This is a genomic window from Streptomyces sp. SAS_270 (genome assembly GCF_052543295.1).
The window spans coordinates 60239-81449 of the sequence record NZ_JBMNDS010000041.1; the positions used below are offsets into that span (position 1 = coordinate 60239).

12 protein-coding genes and 1 pseudogene are annotated in these 21211 nt (G+C 72.2%); 3 read left to right on the forward strand and 10 right to left on the reverse strand.

All coding sequences use genetic code 11. The features are described 5' to 3' along the window. Positions 1 to 3 precede the first annotated feature (3 nt). The 5 genes from ACN6LB_RS25555 to ACN6LB_RS25575 form a co-directional block, all read right to left on the reverse strand. Positions 4 to 2820 carry an NHLP bacteriocin export ABC transporter permease/ATPase subunit gene (locus ACN6LB_RS25555; protein WP_445027958.1) on the reverse strand — a complete coding sequence of 939 codons (2817 nt, stop codon included), beginning with the start codon at positions 2818 to 2820 and terminating at the stop codon, positions 4 to 6. A 1-nt stretch (position 2821) separates the two neighbouring features. Beyond that, positions 2822 to 5044: an NHLP family bacteriocin export ABC transporter peptidase/permease/ATPase subunit gene (locus ACN6LB_RS25560; RefSeq protein WP_445027959.1), complete on the reverse strand. Its 2223-nt coding sequence runs from the start codon at positions 5042 to 5044 to the stop codon at positions 2822 to 2824. Beyond that, entirely contained in the window at positions 5041 to 5847 is an 807-nt protein-coding gene (locus ACN6LB_RS25565; RefSeq protein ID WP_445027960.1) for an HlyD family efflux transporter periplasmic adaptor subunit, read from the reverse strand. The genes ACN6LB_RS25560 and ACN6LB_RS25565 overlap by 4 nt, the downstream gene beginning before the upstream one ends. Positions 5848 to 5955: 108 nt before the next feature. After that, a complete protein-coding gene (locus tag ACN6LB_RS25570; protein ID WP_356136110.1) occupies positions 5956 to 6171 on the reverse strand; it encodes a type A2 lantipeptide in 216 nt (71 codons plus the stop codon). Between the two features lie 516 nt (positions 6172 to 6687). Next, the gene (locus ACN6LB_RS25575) at positions 6688 to 7101 is read right to left on the reverse strand and encodes a PaaI family thioesterase (RefSeq protein WP_445027974.1); all 414 of its coding nucleotides are present in this window, start codon (positions 7099 to 7101) and stop codon (positions 6688 to 6690) included. A 205-nt stretch (positions 7102 to 7306) separates the two neighbouring features. Between ACN6LB_RS25575 and ACN6LB_RS25580 the strand changes: the two genes are divergently transcribed. After that, positions 7307 to 8755 carry a S1 family peptidase gene (locus tag ACN6LB_RS25580; RefSeq protein WP_445027961.1) on the forward strand — a complete coding sequence of 483 codons (1449 nt, stop codon included), beginning with the start codon at positions 7307 to 7309 and terminating at the stop codon, positions 8753 to 8755. Between the two features lie 96 nt (positions 8756 to 8851). Here the strand turns inward: ACN6LB_RS25580 and ACN6LB_RS25585 are convergent, their stop codons facing one another. Beyond that, positions 8852 to 11008, reverse strand: coding sequence for a SpoIIE family protein phosphatase (locus tag ACN6LB_RS25585; RefSeq protein WP_445027962.1), 2157 nt, complete (start codon positions 11006 to 11008; stop codon positions 8852 to 8854). A 445-nt stretch (positions 11009 to 11453) separates the two neighbouring features. Between ACN6LB_RS25585 and ACN6LB_RS25590 the strand changes: the two are divergent. Then, positions 11454 to 11858 (forward strand): annotated as a pseudogene (locus ACN6LB_RS25590) (LuxR C-terminal-related transcriptional regulator); the annotation flags it as partial. Here ACN6LB_RS25590 and ACN6LB_RS25595 read toward each other — a convergent pair. The 4 genes from ACN6LB_RS25595 to lanKC form a co-directional block, all read right to left on the reverse strand. Then, positions 11781 to 13754, reverse strand: a complete 1974-nt coding sequence (locus ACN6LB_RS25595; protein ID WP_445027963.1) for an ATP-binding cassette domain-containing protein — start codon at positions 13752 to 13754, stop codon at positions 11781 to 11783. The pseudogene ACN6LB_RS25590 and the gene ACN6LB_RS25595 overlap by 78 nt on opposite strands. Beyond that, entirely contained in the window at positions 13751 to 15601 is a 1851-nt protein-coding gene (locus tag ACN6LB_RS25600) for an ABC transporter ATP-binding protein (RefSeq protein ID WP_445027964.1), read from the reverse strand. The genes ACN6LB_RS25595 and ACN6LB_RS25600 overlap by 4 nt, the downstream gene beginning before the upstream one ends. Positions 15602 to 15707: 106 nt before the next feature. Beyond that, on the reverse strand, positions 15708 to 15827 hold the full coding sequence (locus ACN6LB_RS25605) for a SapB/AmfS family lanthipeptide (protein WP_356136102.1): 120 nt from the start codon (positions 15825 to 15827) through the stop codon (positions 15708 to 15710). Positions 15828 to 15892: 65 nt separating this feature from the next. Then, entirely contained in the window at positions 15893 to 18517 is a 2625-nt protein-coding gene (gene lanKC / locus ACN6LB_RS25610; protein WP_445027965.1) for a class III lanthionine synthetase LanKC, read from the reverse strand. A gap of 246 nt (positions 18518 to 18763) precedes the next feature. Here lanKC and ACN6LB_RS25615 point away from each other — a divergent pair, with 246 nt between their 5' ends. Continuing rightward, positions 18764 to 21205 (forward strand): SpoIIE family protein phosphatase, encoded by a 2442-nt coding sequence (locus ACN6LB_RS25615; RefSeq protein ID WP_445027966.1) that lies wholly within the window; start codon positions 18764 to 18766, stop codon positions 21203 to 21205. The last annotated feature ends 6 nt before the right edge of the window (positions 21206 to 21211 follow it).

Here is a 21211-nt window from a genome sequence, read left to right on the forward strand (position 1 = left end):
CGGTCACTGCATCTGACGCCGCACCAGTTCGTGCAGCCGCCCGCCCGTGTCCGCGAGGAGCTGTGCGGGCGGACCCTGCTGGGCGACCCGGCCGTCCTCCATCACGATGACCCGGTCCGCGTCCATCACCGTGGACAGCCGGTGCGCGATCACCACACGGGTGGCGTTCAGCGCCCGGGTGCTCTCGATGACCGTGCGCTGCGTCTCGTTGTCGAGCGCGCTGGTCGCCTCGTCGAAGAAGAGGATGCGCGGACGGCGGATCAGCGCCTGGGCGATCATCAAGCGCTGCCGCTGGCCGCCCGACACGGCACCGCTGCCCGAGACGATGGTGTGCAGACCCATCGGCATCCGCCTGATGTCCTCCGCGAGACCGGCCATCTCGGCGGCCGCCATCGCCTCCTCGGGCGTGTAGGGCTCGGTGCCGCAGATGCAGTCCAGGATCGATCCGGTGAACGGCTGCGCGTGCTGGAGCACTACACCGCACTGGCGGCGTACGGCGGACTGGTCGAGGGCCGCCAGATCCTGGCCGTCGTACAGGACGCTTCCCGAGAGCGGCTTGTCGAAGCCGATCAGCAGCCGCAGCAGCGTCGACTTGCCACAGCCGCTCGGACCGACGATCGCCACGAACTCGCCGGGCCGCACGGCGAACGACACGTCGTCGAGGACGAGTGGACCGTCGTCGGCGTACCGGAAGGAGAGCCGGCGCGCCTCCAAGCCGCCCAGCAGCGGGCCCGGGCGGGTGCTCGCCCCGCGTACCTCCGGCGTGGCGTCGAGCACCGGCCTGATCTCCTCGAACATCGGCAGCGCGGCCGCCGCCGACACGAACGCGCCGGTCAGCTGGGTGACCGAGGTCAGCAGCATGGTCACCGAGGTGTTGAAGGTGAGGAACGCGGCCGCTGACAGCGAGCCCCGGGCCGGGCCCGCGAGGAGCATGAACATCAGCAGGGAGCACAGCGGGAGGTACACCGCGCCCAGCACCGTCGTCAGGTTCTTGATGCGACCGACCCTCTGCTGCAGCTCACGGCTGCGCGCGAACTCGCCCGCCCAGGCGGCGTACGCGTAGTTCTCCGCCGCCGCCACCCGCAGCTTGGGCAGGCCGCGCAGGGTCTGGAACGCCTGGTTGTTGAGCTTGTTGCTCAGCACCACCAGACGGCGCTGCCAGCGCACCTGCCACAGACCCAGGGCCAGGAAGACGGCCCCGATGACCACCAGCATGCCGATCGCCGCCAGCGCCATCGGGACGCTGTACCAGAACAGCAGCCCCAGGTTCATCGCGCCGACCGTGCCGGCCTGGGCGACCGTCGGGCCGACACCCGCGAGCAGTCGACGGATCGCGCTGATGCCCATGGCGGCGCTGGCCAGTTCACCGGTGGAGCGTGAGGTGAAGAACTTGGTGGGCAGGCGCAGCAGCCGGTCCCACACGGCGGGCTGGAGCGTGGCCTCGATCCGCCCCTCCATCCGCAGCAGCGTCAGGTTCTGCAGCAGCATGAACGCGGCCGACACCACGCTGGTGACCATGAGGGCCAGACAGACCTGCACGATCAGGCTGTGCTGGGCCTTCGGCACGTACTCGCCCAGGACCTTGCCGGTCGCGATCGGCACCAGCGCGCCGATCACCACGGTGACCAGACCGCTGACGGCCAGGTTGCGCAGATCCCCGCCGGTCCCCTGCAGACAGAACCGCAGCAGCCGCAGCGGGCTCAGCTTCCGTTCCGGCAGCGGACGGTAGAACATCACGGCACGCGGCTCGAACTCCTCCGAGTTGGCCTTCTCCACCGGCGTCTCGCGTCCCGACGACGGCTGCACCGCCACGTATCCGCCGCGCCGCCACAGCAGCGCGACCGGGCTGCCCGACACGGCACGCCGGCCCACCAGCGGGCCGACGTTGTCGCGCCACCAGCGCCCGTCGAGGCGTACGGCACGGGTGCGCACGCGGGAGGCGAGGGCGACGAGCTCGACGGGGTCGAGCCGGTCGCTCTCCGCGCCGTTGTGCGACGGCTCGGCGAGCGTGATGCCGGCCGCCTGCGCGACCAGCCTGCACGCCGCGTACGTGGCGTCCGCGTCGGCCGCCGTGGGCCGCTTCGCCGACTGCTTGCCGATCGACGCCAGCAGCGTCCGGTCGGCCTGCGCGCGGACGGCCTCGCCCGCCTTGATGCCCGCCGCCGTACGGTGCTCGTGGCTGGCCTCCAGCTGTTCGATCCAGCGGTCCAGCGTGGCCAGCAGGCGGTACTGCTGATCGACCATGCCCTGCCAGACACCGGGTTCCATCAGCAGGTCGGCCGCCGCCTCCGCGCCGTACAGCGAGCCGTACTGCACACTGCCGGGCGGCACCTGCATCCAGAAGACGTCGTCGTCGGTCAGGGCCGCGGCGTCCTCCGTGGCCATCGGCGCCTGGAAGAGAATGGACAGGCTCCGGCCGACGCCGAGAGCGAGGGCGTACTCCAGCGGGCTCGTGGTCGGGGGTACGTACTGGGGGTTGCCGTAGGCGTCGTAGGACCAGGTCTCGGTGTTGACCGGCTGGTACAGCTCACGCAGCCCGATCCGGTGCACCACGCAGCCCCTGAGCGGGCGCCCGACGAGCGTGTGCTGAGGGCCGGCGACCGGGCCGAGCAGCAGCGAGCCTGCTTCGAGGCGGCCGAGGTGGTGCCAGTGGCCCTGCTGCGCGGCGTCGACCGCGAACAGGTCCATGGCGCCCGCCGCGACCAGCCACAGCACCTGCGGGCCTTCCAGGTCGAGCCGGTTGAGGCCGGAGCAGTCGATCGGCGTACCCATGCCGCCGAGCGCGCCGAGGACGAGGTCGCCCTCGTGAACTGTCGTCATCTCACCGCTCCTTGACCAGCTCGGCGTACGGTCCGCCGGCCGTCACCAGGGCTTCGTGACGCCCGCGTTCCACGATCGTGCCGTGCTGCAGCACCACGATCTCGTCGCTGTCACGCACGGTGCTGAGCCGGTGCGCGATCACCACGCAGGCGCAGCCGCGCTTGCGCAGGTTGTCGATGACGGTCTGCTCGGTCTCCGCGTCCAGCGCGCTGGTCACCTCGTCGAGGACCAGGATGCTGGGGCGGCGCACCAACGCCCGGGCGATCTCCAGGCGTTGACGCTGCCCACCCGAGAAGTTGCGGCCGTCCTGCTCGACCCGACTGTGGATCCCGCCCGGGCGGCGCACCACGACGTCGTAGAGGGCCGCGTCCTCCAGCGCCGCCACGACGGCGTCGTCCGGGATCGACGGGTCCCACAGCGCCACGTTGTCCCGGACCGTCCCCTCGAAGAGGAAGACGTCCTGGTCGACGAAGGAGACGGAGGCCGCGAGCGCGCCGCGTGGGATGTCCTCCAGACGCGTCCCGTCGATGCGGATCACGCCCTCCCAGGGGGTGTAGAGGCCCGAAATCAGCCTGGACACCGTCGACTTGCCGCTGCCGGAGCCGCCCACCAGGGCGACCTGCTGGCCCGGTCCCACCGTCAGCGAGAAGCCGGTGAGCAGTGGCTTGTCGAGGGGGCTGTAGCCGAAGGTGATGTTCTCCAGCTCGACATGGCCGTGCAGCCGGCGCGTCGACCCGCTTCCGTCGGGGCGGGCGTACAGCGGGTCCGCCTTGAAGTTCTCGACGTCCTTGAGGCGTGCGACATCGGCCGCGAAGTCCTGGATGCGGCCCGCGACGCCGTTGAGCCGGGTGAGCGGCGCGGTGAAGCGGGTCACCAGCGCCTGGAAGGCGACCAGCAGACCGACCGAGATGTGTCCCTCGACGGCCCGCATGCCACCGATCCACAGGATCAGCGCGCTGTTGAGCGTGGCCAGCGTCGGCGCGACGATCCCGAGCCAGGCGCTCGGCACCCCGAGGCGCTGCTCCTCCTCAAGGGTGGTGGCGTGCTGGCCCGCCCACTTGCGGAAGTAGCCGTCCTCGCCGCCGGTCGCCTTCATCGTCTCGATCAACTGCAGCCCGGTGTATGCCGTGTTGGTCAGTCGGGCGCTGTCGGCGCGCAGCTTCGCCGTACGCGTCGCGCGCAGCCGGATCACCACCCGCATCGCGACCACGTTGAGCAGGGCCACGCCGATGCCCACGGCCGTGAGCTGCGGATCGTAGGTGTAGAGCAGTACCGCGTAGAGCACCACCACGACCGCGTCCACACCGGCCGCGGCGAGGTCGCGGGCCAGCGTCTCGGCCACCGCGTCGTTGGACTGGAGGCGTTGTACCAGGTCGGCGGGGCTGCGCTGGGAGAAGAACGTCACGGGCAGCCGCAGCAGGTGGCGCAGGAACCGTGCGCTGCTGAGCGTGGAGGAGATGATGCGGCCGCGCAGCAGGTTCGCCTGCTGCAGCCAGGTCAGGACGACGGTCAGCGCGACCGACGCGCCCATGGACGCGAACAGCACGCCCAGCAGTGAGGTCTGACCACCGATCAGGAACAGGTCGATGTAGGTGCGGCTGAGCGCGGGCACGGCGGCGCCGACCACCACGAGCAGCAGACTCGCGAGCACGGCCGCGGGCATCGTGCCCGACGTTCCGCGCAGCCGGGCCGGCATGGCGCCGAGCACACCCGGCTTGCGGCCGCCCCTGCTGAACTCGGGGCCCGGCTCCATCACGAGCACGACGCCGGTGAAGCTGGTGTCGAAGTCCTCCATCGGGACGAAACGACGGCCCTTGCCGGGGTCGTTGATGTGCACGCCGCGCCGCCCGAAGCGGCGCCCCATGCCGTCGTAGACGACGTAGTGGTTGAACTCCCAGAACAGGACGGCGGGTCCTTGCACCTCGGCGAGTGCGGCCGTGTCCATCTGCATGCCCTTGGCCGTGAGGCCGTAACTGCGGGCCGCCTTCAGGAGATTGCTCGCACGCGAGCCGTCCCGCGAGACGCCGCAGGCGATGCGCAGCTCTTCGAGGGGGATGTGCCGTCCGTAGTGGCCGAGCACCATGGCGAGGGAGGCGGCGCCGCACTCGACGGCCTCCATCTGGAGGACGGTGGGGGTGCGGACGGCCTTGCGGCGGCCTTTGGGCACCGTCCGCTTGGGCGGGGCGGCACGGCGTCTGCCGCGGGTGTCCTGTGCGGCGGTCACGGCAGCAGCCAATCGACGGGACGCTGATCGGCCAGCCGGATGGAGGCCGTGGCCGACGTCATGGAGGTGAGGGTGAAGGGCGGCCCGTCCGCCGAGGACCACTTGTAGCCGGACTTCGTGCCGGACCCGCGGTCGAGCCGGACCAGCACGGCCACCGGCCTGCCCTTCTTCGTGAACTGCTCGCCCAACTGGCTGTCACCGAGGAAGGCGGCGATCTGCTGCTGCGACTGCACGGCCCGGTCGACGGACTTCACATGCCCGCGCAGGACGCCGTACTGCTGGGTCGGCACCGACTGGACGGTGAGGTCCACCGCGGCGTTCTCGGGAATCGTGGAGGCGTTCTCGGCGGGGACGTACACCGTCGCGTACAGGGGGTCGCCGCTGTGGGCGACCTTCTCGACGGCCGCGACGTTCGCGCCGGTGGAGATGATCGCGCCGATGGAGGCGGCGAGCGCGGTGATCCGTCCGGCGGCGACGGTGCGCACGACCGTCTCGCCCTGCTGTGTACGGACCTTGAGGACGGGGGCGTTCGCGGCCAGCCGTTCGCCCTCCTTGGCGAGGACCGCGGTGACCTGACCCGCTACAGGGCTCTGCAGGATGTAGCTGCCCTCACCGTGCGTGAGGATGGCCGGCGCTGCGACCGTGGACGCGACCGTGCCCGTCACCGCCCACACGGACGCCACCGCCATCACGACCACCGTCACGGCCAGCACGAGCCAGCCCTGGGGGCGCGCGAAGCGCACCGGAAGGTCGAGATCTTCGGGCGACTGCAGCTTGGCGAGGGCCTGTTGGCGGAACTGCACGGGACTTCCCTCACCTGTTCGAGAGATTTACGGCACCCGAGAGTCCCGGAACCGGGGAACGGTTCCGGGACTCCCGGCACACGGTGAAGCCAAGATCGCGTGAAGCGATCAGAGACCGGCGACCAGGCCCGTGACCGGGGCGGTGTTCAGGCCGGTGACGCCCTCGACGGTGCCGACGGCGGTGCCGACGATGCCGGAGACCGGGGCAACCGAGTCCACGAGGCCCGTGACGGTGCCAACGGCGTTCAGGGACAGACCGCCGGAGACGGCGTCGAGGGCGGCGTCCGAGATCTCGGCGGTCTCAACCTGGGGGGTGGAGTTCATGATGGAACTTCCCTTCGTATGGGTATTCATAAGGGGGAGAGCGGCCCCCCTCTGGGGACAGATGGTCGGCCGCGCACACGGGCGTCAGGAACCCGTTGCCGGGGAACCTTCGTGCGACCCCCGCGGTGCAACGGATCAAAGCACGGCGGCGCGGCACGCTTCCAATCAACCAGGGCTCTCACCAGGGCACTTGAGGCGCACGGGCGGTGAACCGTGCAGGCGCGCGCACGGCTTGAGGGCGACTTCTTCACAGGGTGGGCGACATCGGCCCCCTTCGCTCCGGCACCGTGTGACCCCGAATCGGACACTCCCGTCCCAATGGGTGCGGCGGGCTGCGCAGGGTTGTGCACGTCTGCTGTGCGAGGTGACTCGCTTGCGCATTCGATGTGCAGATTCGCTGAAGCCGGGATTCCGGTAGCGCTCGGGGACTGAGGGTTACCGATCGGTAGCGGAACGTGTGGCCCATGGTGCGCGAGGTGCGCGCTGCAGCCCCTGCACGGATGAAGCCCGTGGGATTCAGCCCAGCAGCGCGTACACCGTGCTCGCCCGGGCCGCGATCTCCTCCGAGCCGGCCGCGGTCATCGTGATGTCGGCGAAGGCCATCCGGCGGCCGAGCTTGGTGAGGACCGCCTCGACCAGGACGTCCGCGTCCGTGACCGCGCGCTGGAAGCTGATGGACTGCTGAACCGTCGTCATCGGGACGAAGCCGCCGCGCGCCGCCGACACCGCGATCACGGTGGCCGTGTCCGCGGCGGCCATCAGGGCCTGGCCGCAGAGCGAGCCGCCCTCGCGGGCGAGATGCCCGGACCAGGGCAGCCGCAGGACCGCGCGGCCCTCACCCACCTCCTGCACCGACAGGCCCAGGTCCCGTACCCAGGGTGCGAAGTTGGCGGCGAGGAGCTTGTCGGCTTCCTCGGGCGTCGGCGTCACGGGGTGCGTCATGGAGTGATGGTGCCCGCCCCCGGGCGCGAGCAGGCGTGATTGCCGGACATTCCATGCTTTCGGTCGCGTCAACCCAGAGATTTGCAAAGGCAGTTGAACACCTCACCCGACCCGCGCGTATCAACAGGCATCCAGGCGCCCCCCAGTCAGCTGCCGGACGGCGGCATCCGACCCCGTCCCAGGAGGTTCAGAGTTGAGTCACAAACGCATACCCAAGCGCAAGGCCGCGATCGCGGCAGGAAGCGTGGCGGCGCTCGGAGCGGCGGCCCTACTGCTGCCCAACGCCAACGCGTCGCAGACGGACGCGGACGACGCGGCTCCCAGAACGTTCAAGTCCTCCGACGTGTCGGACCTCGCCTCGCAGCTGGCCTCCCGGCTCGGCGACGCCTTCGCCGGGTCGTACTACGACGCCGACAAGCAGCAGGTCGTCGTCAACGTCGTCGGTAACAACAGCAACGTCGTCAACGAGATCAAGAGGGCCGGCGCCGTCCCCAACGAGGTGCAGAACAGCACCTCCACGCTGAAGGCCGCCGCCAAGACGCTGAAGACCGACGCGACGGTCCCGGGCACGTCCTGGTCCGTCGACCCGAAGACGAACGAGATCCGGGTCACCGCGGACAGCACCGTCACGGGTGCCAAGTGGGACACCGTCGAGGCGACGGTCAAGAGCCTCGGCACGGACGTGGCGACGCTCAAGAAGTCCGCGGGGACGTTCAAGACGTTCGTGTCGGGCGGCGACGCCATCTTCGGCGGTGGCGCCCGCTGCTCGCTGGGCTTCAACGTCGTGACGGGCGACGGCAGCCCCGCCTTCCTGACCGCCGGCCACTGCGGTGTCGCGGCGGCCCAGTGGTCCGACGCCCAGGACGGGGCGCCCATCGCGACCGTCGACAAGGCCACGTTCCCCGGGGACGGCGACTTCGCGCTCGTCAAGTACGACGACCCGAACACGCAGGCCGTCAGCGAGGTCAACGTCGGGGGCGGGCAGACCGTCCAGATCTCCCAGGCCGCGGACGCCACCGTGGGCCAGCAGGTCCTGCGGATGGGCAGCACCACCGGCCTGAACGACGGCAACGTCACCGGCCTCGACGCCACCGTCAACTACCCCGAGGGCACGGTCACCGGTCTCATCCAGACCGACGTGTGCGCAGAGCCCGGCGACAGCGGCGGCTCCCTGTTCACCCAGGACGGCAGCGCGATCGGCCTCACCTCCGGCGGCAGCGGTGACTGCACGGTCGGCGGCGAGACCTTCTTCCAGCCGGTCACGACCGCGCTGGCGGCGGTCGGCGCGACGATCGGCGCCGGTGACGCGGGCGGTGCGGGTGCCGGTGACGCGGGTGCGGGTGCGGGCGATGAGGGTGCTGGTGACGCGGGTGCCGGTGCGGGCGATGCGGGTGCCGGAGACGCGGGTGCCGGAGACGCAGGTGCCGGAGACCAGGCCGGCGGCGGCGCCGACGACCAGGCGGGCGGCGCCGGTGACCAGGCCGGTGACCAGAGCGGTGCCGCAGGCGATCAGAGCGGTGCCGTGGGCGACCAGAGCGGCACCGGCGACGACACCGGCGCGGGCACAGGCACCGGTGACGACACGGGCGCAGGCACAGGTAACGGTGCCGCCGACGGATCCGGTCTGACCGAGAGCCACTGACCCGGCAGCGGTCCCAGCGGCCCAGGCCGACAGTGGAAGGTCCGGCCCTCCGGCGGGAGGGCCGGACCGCCGTGCGTACCGGGGGCCGACCGGTGGTCAGTCCGCCGCCCGGGCGCGCAGCAGAAGCAGTGCCACGTCGTCGAGCCGCTCCGGTGACGTCGAGGAGCTGTACTGGAGGAGGCGGTCGGCCAGCTCGTCCAGCGGCAGGTCCCCGATCTCGGCGAGCACTCGGCCCAGCTCGGCCAGTGCGTCCTCGATGTCGACGCCGGGGGATTCGATGAGCCCGTCGGTGTAGAGGGCGAGCACGGAACCGGGGGCGAGATCCACCTCGGTCGTCGGATACGAGGCGGCGGCGTCGATCCCGAGGAGGGGCCCGCCGGCGAGGTCGAGGACCCGGACCTGTCCGTCGGGCTTGCGCAGCAGGGGCGGCGGGTGGCCCGCGCGGGACATCACCGCCCGGCCCCGGGCGGGGTCCAGCCGCAGGTACAGACAGCTCGCGAACAGCTCGGTCCCGAGGTCGATGAGCAGCCGGTTGGTGCTGCGCATGACCTCTGTCGGCGGCTTGCCCACGGTCGTGTACGCGCGGACGGCGGTGCGGATCTGCCCCATCAGGCCCGCCGCCGTCACGTTGTGCCCCTGCACGTCACCGATCACTGCCGCGGCCAGGCCCTCCGAAGGCACCAGGTCGTAGAAGTCGCCGCCGATGTCCATGCCCTGCGTGGCCGGGAGATAGCGGGCGGCCGCCTCGATGCCCGGCAGCTGCGGCAGGGAAGTAGGCAGCAGGGCGGCCTGCAGTCCGTGCGCGAGCCGGTGCTTGGCGTCGTAGAGGAGGGCCCGTTCCAGGGCCTGGGCGATGAGGCTGCTGAGGCTGGTGAGTACGGCGCGCTCGTCCGCCGGGAAGGGATGCGGCTCCGTGTACGCGAGGACGCAGGTCCCCACCGGCCGCCCGGACGCGATGAGCGGGAGATACGCCCACGCGGCCATGCCGTCGGGTGTCGCGTGCCGTGACGGATACAGGCGCTCCAGCTGCCCGCGGGAGTCGAAGAAGGCGGGCACCCCGCTGTTCAGCGCCTGCGTGCCCGGGGTGTGGGCCGTCAACGGCATCCCGTCGAAGCGCTCCACGACGTGCGCGTCGGCATACCCGTGATGGCCGAGCACGTGCAGGCGTCCGGCCCGTGAGCCGAGGACGACGAGGGCCTGGCTTCCGGCCGCCGGGGCGATCTCGTCCGCGACCAGCTGCACCACGTCCTGCACACTCGCCGCCTCGGTGAGCGCGCCCGCCAGGCTCAGCACCTGCGAGATGGTCACCAGTCGCGAGGTGCCGTCGCCCGCGGTCACCGCGGACCTGCCCATCTCGGAGACCGCGCGGGCGCGCGAGATACGCACGCTCAGCCCGTTCGTACTGGGGTAGAGGCGGAAAGACAGCCAGTCCCCGGGCGGCCGCAGCGCCACGAAGGACGTCACGTGCTGGCTGATCAGCGCGGCACGGTAGCGGTCCTCGTAGACGGGGTCGTTGAGCCACGGCACGGCCGCCCACAACTGGGTGCCAAGCAGTCCGCTGACCTGGACGCCGAGCAGCTCGGCGGCGGCCGGGTTGGCGTAGCTGATGCGCCCGTGCAGGTCCAGGGCGCACAGGCCGTACGGCAGCCGTGCCACCATCCGCGCCGCCTCCACCGTGCCCAGCGTTCCCGCCACCGTCGCCGTGGCCGCGGGCGCGAGCAGGTCCGGCTCCGGGTGCACCGGGCGCTGCTCCTCGGCGGCGCGCCGCAGCCGCAGCGCGAGCCGGTCGCAGGCCGCGGTGAGATGCTCGCGCTCGCGGTCGGACAGGTCGGGCGGGTGGGTGCCGGGCCAGGTCACGAAGACGGCGCCGTACACCGTGTCAGGTGTCGCCACCGGGAGTGCGGCCAGCGAGAAGGGGTAGGGGAGGACCACCGCGATGCGGGGATAGCGGCGGGCCATCTGCTGCTCGCCGCTGACCCAGATCAGCTGTCGTTCCCGTGCGGCTTCGGCAACCGGAACCGGCGCGTTGAGTCCGACCCGTTCCCAGGGTGCGGCGAAGGCCCGGGGAAGCCCCGCCATGACCGCCATCTCCAGGACCGGCTCGCCCGGCGCCAGCAGATAGACCGCGCCGGAGTGCGCGTGGACGCCGTCCAGCATGGACGCGAGCGCCAGCGAGAGCATGGGCCGGCCGGCCGGCGCCGCGGTGGAGTCCGCCTTCCGCCCGGACCCCTGCCAGTCGGACACGCCGACCACCTCCTCGCAGGGCCTCGCGACCAGTCCCAGGGATCAGGCTCTCTCCTGGCGGCCTTTCGCGCACGGCGAGGAGCGGCGGTGGGCGTTGGCGCGGGCGGCGACGGGTGGGGCGACCTTTACCCCGTCGGTCCGGAGTCATGCCCCTCGTGTCGAAGCGTGGAGTGTCCAAGGGGCGCTCTTTGTGCGCCCCCGCGCCCCCTCTTGGCCGGTTCTTCGCGCACCGGATCGGTGACATGCGCCAAACAATGGGCAGTCGCTGATGGCGGAGCAACCGGCAATCGGCAAGTGAGGCAGACACCGGCGAGCGGCGAGCTGAGGGGCGGACGTGATCCGGGTACTTCTGGTGCACGACGAATGTCTGGTGCGACTGGCGCTGGCGGAGTGGCTGCGTCGTGAGCCCGACTTCGCGGTGTTCGACGCGCCGTGGCGCAGTGCGTCGGGACGGATGCGCACGGTACGGTCGGACGTCTGCGCGGCGGATCTGGAGTGCGCGGACTCCTACCGGCTGCCTCCGCTCGCCGATCTCTGCTCCCGGCGCCCGGGCAGCCCGGTGCCACGCCTTCTCGTGTTGGCCAGTGCGAACCGGCCCGGGCTGCTGAAGCGGGCCGCGGAGGCCGGGGCGCTCGGGTACGTCGCCAAGGAGGGCTCGCCGGATCGGCTGGTGTTCGGCATCCGACGGGTCGCCGAGGGACAGCGGTATGTCGACGACTCGCTCGGCTTCGGCTTCCTCAAGGCCGCCGAGATGCCGCTGACCCGGCGGGAGCTGAGCGTGTTATCCCTCGCCGCCGAGGGAGCCTCCGTCGCGGAGATCGCCGGAAGCCTCCATCTGTCCCACGGGACCGTGCGCAACTACATGGCGGCCATCACCCGTAAGACCGGGGCGCGCAACCGGGTCGACGCCATCCGGATCTCCCAGGGCGAGGGGTGGCTGTGACGGCGCGGTCCTGACGGTGGTCGACCAGGTGCCGACCAGGTCGCGGTAGAGCGGTGAGCGGCGGGTCAGCGTGTCGTGGTCGCCGTACACCGCGTGCAGGCCGTCCATGACGAGGACGCGGTCGGCGCGGCGGGCCGAGCTGATGCGGTGGGCGACGACGACGAGCGTGGTGCCCGGCCGGTCCGCGAAGGCACGCTCCGCGCGTTCCTCGGCCACCGCGTCCAGGTGGCAGGTGGCCTCGTCCAGCAGGACGACCGGCGCACACGAGAGATAGGCCCGGGTCAGCGCGATCAGCTGCCGCTCGCCGGCCGACAGCTTTTCGGGGTCGATTCGGGCCGCCGGTCCGCCCCATTCGCGCAGCAGCGGGGCCAGCCCGACTGCATCCGCCGCTGCCAGCAGTTCCGCCTCGGGCACGGGATCCGGCCGTAGTTGACCGAGGTTTTCTTCGACGGATCCGCTGAAGACGTACGCCTCCTGCGGGATGAGGACGCGATGCGCCGAGGATGTGGGACCGGGCACCGAATATCCGCACAAACGGACGCTTCCCTGCCGCGGTTCCAGCATTCCCGCGACCAGTCCGGCGAGGGTGGACTTGCCGATGCCGCTCGGTCCCACGACGGCGAGGTGCGTGCCCTGCGGGACGGTGAGGGTGAGGTCCTTGATCACGGGGTCACTGACGGGACCGTAGGCGAAGGTGAGTGAGGAGAGGGCGATCGCCGGGATGTGGGGCGGCGGTGCGGGGCACGGCGACGCGCGGTCCGGGACGGCGTGTCGTACGGGGGCTTCGCGTACTGCCGTGCTGCTCCTGGACGGGTCGGCGTGGTCCGGGTACGTCGCGTCCCCGGCGTTGTCCGCACCCGTCTCCGGCGCGAGACGGCGCAGCACGACCGCGAGGCGGGAGCCGCTCGTGCCCAGGCCGTGCACGAGGTTCTGCAGGGCGGGCAGCAGGGACTGGGTGACGTAGGCGAGGGCGCCGACCAGGGCGCCCGGGGTGACACCGCGGTGCAGCAGCCACGGGGCGGTGGCGAGCAGCAGGACGATCGGGAGCTGGCCGCCGACGGCGAGGGACATGACGCGCATGACACCCCAGTGGGCCAGTGAGCGCGCGGCGCGCAGTTCGGCGTCGATGCGGTCGCCGACCTCGGCGGCGACCGCCGTCTCCGCGCCGCCCGCGGTAATGTCCCGCAACCCCGGGCAGACGGCGCCCAGATGGGCGGCGATCTCCTCGTCGGCCACGAGGAACGCCTCCTGACGGCGGGCCAGCGGCCGCAGCGTGGCGGCGAAGAGCGCGACCCCCGCGGCGAGCGGAGGCGCGACCACCAGGAGGAGCAGCGGGTCGAGGGAGAAGAGCCCGACGAGGGCGCCCGCGGCGGTGAACAGGAACGAGCGCGAGACCATCACCAGCCCGGCGAAGGTGTCCCGCGCGATCTCCACCTGCTGGGTGAGCCCGGACAGCGCCCCGCCGTCCGCCTCCCGCACCCCGCGTTCCACGACATGCCGCACCAGCCGGTCGCGCAACGGCTCGACCAGCGCCGCGACGGCACCGTACACCCGCCCCGTGCCGTACGCCCCGGCGACCACGGCGAGCGCACCGACCCCCAGCCACGCAAGGCCCACGCCCGTCCGCCCGGCCAGGAACCCCTTGTCCAGGCCGCGCGCCAGGGCGTATCCCATGAGGAACGTCTGCCCCGTCTCCAGCACGGACCACGCGGCGAGCCGTCCGACCACGGGCCATCGCTCGCGCAGAAACCGCAGCCCGCGTCCACGCACACTGCCAGGGCCTCCGGTCAGGGGTCGCCGCCTTCCTGTCATGAGGTGCCGCCCGTCCGTTCCGAGTCCCCGGCTCCGTGCTCGGTGTCGTCGTCCAGGGTGGGTTCCGCGTCCCCGAACACCGCCCGGTACGCCGGTATCCGCCACAGCTGCGCATGCGAGCCCAGCGCTCGCACCCGCCCTCCGTCCAGCCAGGCCACCGCGTCGGCCCGGGCCGCGGTGGAGACCCGGTGCGCGACGATCAGGCGACTGCCGGGGGCGCTGTGGTGGAAGAGGGCCTGCGTGATGTGGTGTTCGGTGACGGTGTCGAGGCTGGAGAGGGCGTCGTCGAGGATGAGCAGACGGCCGTCGTGCGCGAACGCCCGGGCGAGGCCGAGGCGTTGGCGCTCGCCGCCCGAGAGGGGAGCGTCGGCGCAGGCGGTGGCGTATCCCTCGGGCAGCCGGCGCACGAAGGTGTCCGCGCAGGCCGTGCGGGCGGCCTCCCTGACGCGCGGGGCCGGTGCTGACGTGACGCCGAAACCGATCGTGCCCTCGATGCTCCCGCCGAGCAGGGCAGGCCGCTCGAAGGCGTATCCGACCGCGCGGCGCAGTTCTTCGGGGTCCAGCTCGCGCAGGGGCACCCCGTCGAGGAGTACGTCGCCCCCGTCCGGGTCGGCGAGCCGGCCCGCGAGCGCGGCGAGGACCGATTTGCCCGAGCCCGAGCGGCCCACCACGGCGAGGGTTGTTCCGCCCGGGACGACCAGGTCGACCCCGTTCAGTACGGTGCGTGCGCCGCGCCGGGCTATCACCCCGCGCAGCTCCAACTTGCCTTGTCCCGGCGGTAGTCGGCGTGTGCCGTAGGCGATCGCGGGCTCGTCGAGAACCTCGCCCAGCCGCCCGGCCGCCGCCCGTGCCCGTACGAGCCCCGAGAGCTGCCCGACCAGGACGCCCACCCCGCTCGCCAGGACCGCGTAACGGGACGCCGCGAGGAGATCGCCGACCGACAGCCGGTGGTGGACGAGCAGGACGCCCGCCACGGCGAGCACGCCCAGCTGCAGCAACGGCGCCACGGCGACGGCCTGGGCTGCGGCGCGCCCCTGGACCTGCCACATGCGGTGGCCCTCACGGGAGAGTTCGGGAAGCGGCCGCAGAATGCGCGCGACCTCCTTGTCGGCGGTGCCGCCCGCCGCGATGGTCCGGAATCCGCCGATCGCCTCCGACAGAGCGCCCGCGAGCCGCCCCTGCACCTCCTGGTAGCGCGCCACGCACTGCGAGGAGTCACGTGCGAAGGTGCGCAGCAGCAGGGTCAGCAGGGGTGCCCCGCCGAGGAGCATCGCCGCCAGCCAGGGATCGATCAGTCCGAGCGCCACCACCGCGCCGGCCGGCGCGGCGATCGCCGCGAGCAGCGCGGCGAACGCGGCGGGTGCCGTCCCCGCCTGCGCGGCGTTGCCGACCAGCCGGGCCACCAGCTCACCGGACCCGAACCGGGACACCGCCCGCGGTCCCACGGCCAGGACATGCCCGGTCAGGCGCTCGCGCAGCCACGCCGTGGCGCGCGCGTTCGTCGTTCCGCCGAGTACGGTCTCGCACACGTCCAGCACCGCGAGCAGCAGCACGAGGCCGGTGCACCACAGCACCCAGCGCGTGGCCCGCGTCCCGCCGGGATCCGTCAGCAGCAGATCGAGGGCCCGGCCCAGGGCGGCCGGCAGGAGCAGGCCCGCCGCCGTGGCGGCCGTGGTGGCGAGGCCCAGGGCGAGACAGCGGACCCCGCTGTGCCGGGTGGCCGCGCGCAGCAGCGCGCCGGAGGCGCCGGAGGGCGCGGGGCGCGCGGGTTCGTCGGGTGCGGAAGCCGTTGTGTCGGCCGAAGTCTTCGTGCCGGCGGGAGTCTTCGTGTCGGCGGGAGTCGTCATGCGGCGGGCCCCTCGTATCCCTGTCCCTGGCACGGGGAAGGACCCCGGGGGGTTCCTCCCACGAAACGGGAGGGAACCGCCCGGAGCCGTGCCGGCTTCGGTGCCGTCAGAGGCAGAGCAGAATGCTCGCCGCGGACACACAGGAGAGCAGGCTCACCGTGCTGGCGCCGCCGCCTCCGCCGGTCATCTCGTCGGATTCCATCGTCTGCAGGTCGAGGAGTGCCATCTCGTTGTCCTTTCCTAGGTGGGGACGGGGTGTTGGGCCACGACTCCGTCGTGCGGAGCCGCGTATCAGGGCCGCCGAAGCGGCGGAAGGAACGGCAGTCGGGCCGGGGCCTCGTTGTCGAGGGCCGCGCCGAGCGCGAGCAGGCACCCTGCCGTTCCGGTGGAGAAGTCCATGGAGAGCCGCATCATCTGGTGCCCGGGGAAGGCCAGTTGGCCCTGGTAGGGCATCGCGAACCAGCCGAGGGCGGCGACCTGTTCGGCCAGCCGCTCCGCGGTGGCACCCGGCGTGGTGGTGCGGCTGAGGTGCAGAATCGTTCCGGCTCGGCCTTGGAAGAGACCGGGCTGCGCGTAGAAGCGTGAGGTCGCGGCGGTGAGGATGCCCGCGCGGGCCTTGCCGAAGTCCGCGGCGCCCTCGGCGTTTTCGGAGTCACCGAGCGCGAGGAAGTCGTCGATCACCATGCCCAGGCCCGCGCTGCCGTCGCCGAGATACGGCAGGGTCCGCCAGCCCTCGTCGACTTCCAGGCCCCCGCCCTTCTGCACGACACAGCAGTCCAGTTCCCGGCGCAGCGCCTCGGCGGCAGCCTCCAGCAGCACGGGCTCACCGGTGCTCTCGTACTGCCGCAGCAGGAACAGCGCGGGTCCGCTCGCGCCCCGCAGCAGGCCCGCGCGCCTGCGGGGGGTGTCGGGCCGCGGTTCGGCGAGCCGTTGGACGAGCAGCCCGGCGGCCTCCGCAGCCCGCTCGCCGAGCTCCTTCTCGCCGGTCGTGTGCGCCAGGTCCGCGAGGACCAGCCCGAGTCCGGCGAGCCCGCCCCGCAGGTCGGACGACAGCCGCTGCCACCGCTCCTTGAGGATGCCGTCGATCAGGTCGAGGGCCCGCTCCCGGTGCCCGAGCCGCTCCAGGACGTAGGCGACGCCCGCGATCCCGTCGTAGAGGCCGAGCGGCGTTCCCACCGGCACCGGAGCGGTGTGCTCCAGCAGCCAGCGCTCGCCCTCCTCGTACCGCTCGGCCCCCGTCTCGGCCAGCGCGTACAGGACACCCGCGGCCCCGTACGCGATCCCGAGTCCGCCGCCGTCGGAGAACTGGGCGATGTCACCGGGGAAGAGCCGGTCGTCGCGCTCGGGGGTGGCCGAGGCCAGGATCGCCTTGACCATCGAGTCGCGGCTGTTGGGCCAGTCGCCCGGTTCGGGGAGCGAGGTGAACGGCGAAGAGGCCGGGGACGGCGCCGGTGCACCGCCGGCGGGACGGTCCGCGCTGCGAGTGATCTCGGCGACCGCCTCGTCCAGGAACTCCCGCGGCACATCGGGAAACTGCCGCGCGATGACGTCGGCCAGATGCGCGGCCTTGTCCCGGTCGACGACGAACAGCGTGGTGACCGGCATGAACAACGCCAGCCGCAGACACGCGAGGGCGTAGCGGTCGACGGCCGCTCCCGTCCGGTCCGGCGGCGCGAAGAAGCCCGGGTGGGCGACCACTTGGCGGCCGTTCTCCTCGACGGGTGCCGCCGCCTCGAAGTCGAGCAGGGAGACCGACTCCTCGTCGGGACCGACCATGATGTTGAACACGTGCAGGTCGTTGAAGACGATCCCGCGTGCGTGCACCGCCTCCACGGCCTCCTCGACCCTGCGGTGGATGCGCAGCGCCCACGCCGTGTACGCGGCGACCGCCTCCGGGTCCGGTTCGGGGGTGAGCAGCGGATGCCGCTCGCCGAAGAACGAGTTGAGGGGGCGTCCCTCCAGGAAGTCCATCACGAGGAAGCGGTGGTCGCCGAGGGTGAACCAGTCCCGCACCTGCGGTACGACCCCGATCCCCGCCAGCCGCTCCAGGGCGTCCCTCTCCCGCTCCAGCCGGGCGATCGCGTCGGCCCCGTCCGAGGCGAGTCCCGCGTGCGGCCGGCCCTCCTTGAGGACGACCTTGCGCCCGTCACGGGTGTCGGTGCCCACGTACACCCCGCCGCCGTTGGAGAAGTGCAGCGCCTTCTCGATGCGGTACGGCAGCTCGCCGACCGTCGTCGTGTTGCGCGCCGCGAGCTGCGGCTGGAGGAAGGCGGGCAGCGTCACCCACTCGGGCACCTGGAACGACGGCTGCCGCCGGTCCGGCACCAGCTTGCCCTCGCCGTCGCGGACCGCCGGGACCAGGGAGCCGCGCTCGTCCACGACGAAGGAGCGCGCGAAGGCGCCGTAGCGGACGTACAGCGGCCCGTCGTTCCAGCGCAGGTCGGTGAGGATGTACGGCCCCTCCAGGCCGTCCAGCAGATCGCCGAGCTCGCGCAGCACCGTGTGCAGCTGCTCCTCGTCGGCCGGATAGACGGTGACGAACTTGCCGCTCGTGTCACGGGCCGCGTACTTCGCGTTGCGCAGATGCAGCAGATGCGGACCCGGCACGAACTTGAACGGGATCCGCCGCGGCACGCAGTAGTCCCACACCGTCGCGGCGATCTGCTCCGCGTTCGCCCGGGTGGCGGAGGCGTGGATCTTCCAGCCCTGGGCGGGTCCGGGATGCGCGTTCCCCCCGGAGTCGAGCGGGGTCAGCGTCAGCCAGTCACCGATGCGTGCCGAGCGCCAGCCCTCCGGTACCGCGCGGCGGGCCGTCTCGTACGAGGGCGCGGCGCTCCGTTCGCTCCCGGACAGCCGGTCCGGCGTCTCGTAGAAGTGTCTGTCCGCCAGCGCGTACACCTCGTACCGCTCGTCCATGCCTATTCCCCCTCGGCCAGGTGACTCCGAGAGTTCCAGTCCGCCCCGGGCCCGGGACAGTCACGGCTGTCACGAGATCACCGTGAGGTACGCATGCGTAAAGTCATGTTCGGACCCTTTCGAGCCGCCGCGGTGACGGACGGGACCGACGGCCGCGGTACCGCGCGGGCGAAGGCCCCCTCCGGCACCGGCCGCAAGGCCCCGGAACAGTCACAGGGGCTGCGCGAGCGTCTCGGAAGCGCTGTAATGACGGACGTGGTCAGTGAGGGCGCTATGGGACGCAGAACGAGAACGCTGCGCGCCGAACTTGCCCTCAAGACGCTCGCGGCCGACCTGGACCCCCGCGAACGACTGCACCGCATCCTCGAACAGGTGCTCGTTTTTGTGGGTGCGACCGTGGCCGCCGTCTACTCGCCCAGCGAGAACGGCGAGGCGCTCTACCTCGCGGAGTCGGCCGGTGTACCGAGGACGCTGTACGGACTGCGCGACAGCTACGACGTCTCCGGAGGCTCTCCCGCCGCCGACGTGTACCGCTCACGGCAGCCCGTGTGGCTCGGCCCCGAGGAACTGGAGCGCTGCGCCGACTCCCGGCGGCTGCCGTCGGCGGACTTCTCGCTGGCCGTCCTGCCCCTGCGCGACGACGGCTGCCTGGTGGCCGTCAGCGAGCACCCGGAGGGCTTCGCCGCCGAGGACCGGCAGTGCCTGGTCCTCCTCGCCGACGCCGTCGTGTGCCCGCCGCCCGCCTCCGCCGCAGGCACCGACGACCTGCCCGCCAGCTCGTTCAGCCTGGCCATGGACACCGGGCACGTCGAGGTCGACGACGAGATGCTGCAACTCTTCGGACTGGGCCCGGAGGAATTCGACGGCAAGGTCGAGACGCTGCTGTCGCTGACCGTCCCGGAAGACCTCCCCTCGCTGATGTCCGTGGTCGAGGCGGACCACATCTCCGTCGGCGACCGGGAGCTGGAGTTCCGGATCACGCAGCCCTCCGGCGAGCCGAAGTGGCTGCGGCTGCGCGGACGCCTCCTGCCCGGCGGCGGGGGGCTGCCGGCCCGCCTCGTCGGCACCGTCGCCGACGCCTCGAAGCTGCGCTCCGGGGTCAACGAAGTGGCCCGCGTCCAACGGCTCGCCGCCGCTCTGGCCACCGCCGGCACGGTCCGGGACGTGGGTCGTGCCGTGGTCACCGCGCTGCGCAGGCCCCTGCAGGCCGACCGGATCGCCCTCGCCGGGCTGGAGGGCGACCGCCTCGTCGTCACCGTCCTGGACCCGCCCCAGCCCGAAGCCTGGCCCGAGGTGTGGCGCACCGAGTGGCGCTCGGAGTGGCCCGACGCGCCCGTACGCGCCATGCCGACCCTCGCGGCGGCCCTGAGCGAGGGACGGGCCGCGATCTGGCCCGCCGGGGCGGACCTCGAACCCGCGCTCGCCGACGTGGGCCCGGGCGGCCTCGCCGTCCTGCCGCTGCCCGCCGGCGGACGCATCGCCGGCGCCTGCCTGATCGGCTGGGACACCCCGCACGAGTTCGGCCCCGACGAACGCACCCTGCTCACCGCGTCCGCGGGCCTCGCCGGCCAGGCCCTGATGCGCGCCCACGCCTTCGACGCCGAACACGAACTGGTCGGCATGCTCCAGCGCACCCTGCTCCCACGCCGCCTGCCCAAACTGCCGGGCGCGGTCGCCGTCGCCCGCTACCTGCCGACCACGGCCGGTCTGGAGGTGGGCGGTGACTGGTACGACGTGATCCCGCTGGCCGACAACCACGTCGCCCTCGTCATCGGCGACGTCCAGGGACACAACGCGCAGGCCGCGACCGTCATGGGCCAGATGCGCACGGCCCTGCGCGCCTACGCCGTGGAGGGACACCCGCCGGACGTGGTCGTCTCGCACGCCAACCGCCTCCTGATGGACCTGGAGACCGACCTCTTCGCCACCTGCTGCTACGTCGACGTCGACATGGAGGAGGGATCCGCCTGGTACGTCCGTGCCGGACACCTCCCCCCGGTGCTGCGCCACCCGGACGGCAGTACGGAGGTCGTCGAATCCGAAGGCGGACCACCACTCGGTGTCATCACCCAGGCGGACTTCCCGATGAGCCCGCTGCGACTGCAGCCCGGCACGCTGGTCGCCCTCACCACGGACGGGCTCGTCGAGTCCGTCGAGGTCGACATGGAGGACGGCCTGGCCCGCCTCGCCGGAGAACTCGCCACCTCCGACCCGACCAACCTCGGACCGGTCGCCGACGGGCTGCTCGCCGGAGCCAACCGCAGCGACGACGTGGCGCTGCTCCTCATGCGCTACGACGGCATGTCGCTGCGCCCGCTCAGGGAGAGCTGGACGGTCTGGCGCGTCCCCGAAGCCGTGCGGCACGCCCGCCGTTTCACCAGGCGCACGCTGCGCACCTGGGGTGTGGTCGCCGACCCCGACGCCGTACTCCTCGTCGTCTCGGAACTCGTCACCAACGCGCTCGTGCACACGGACGGACAGGTCAGGCTCGACCTCACCCTCATCAACGACCGCCTGCGGATCTCCGTCGCCGACAGCTCCGCGCGGACGCCCATCAAGCCCACCAGTATCGGCTGGGAGGCCACCGGAGGCCGCGGCATCCTGCTGGTCGAGGCCATGTCGGTGGTCTGGGGATCCGTGCCGGTCAGCGGCGGCAAGCAGGTGTGGAGCGAGATCGTCCTGCGGTGACACCCT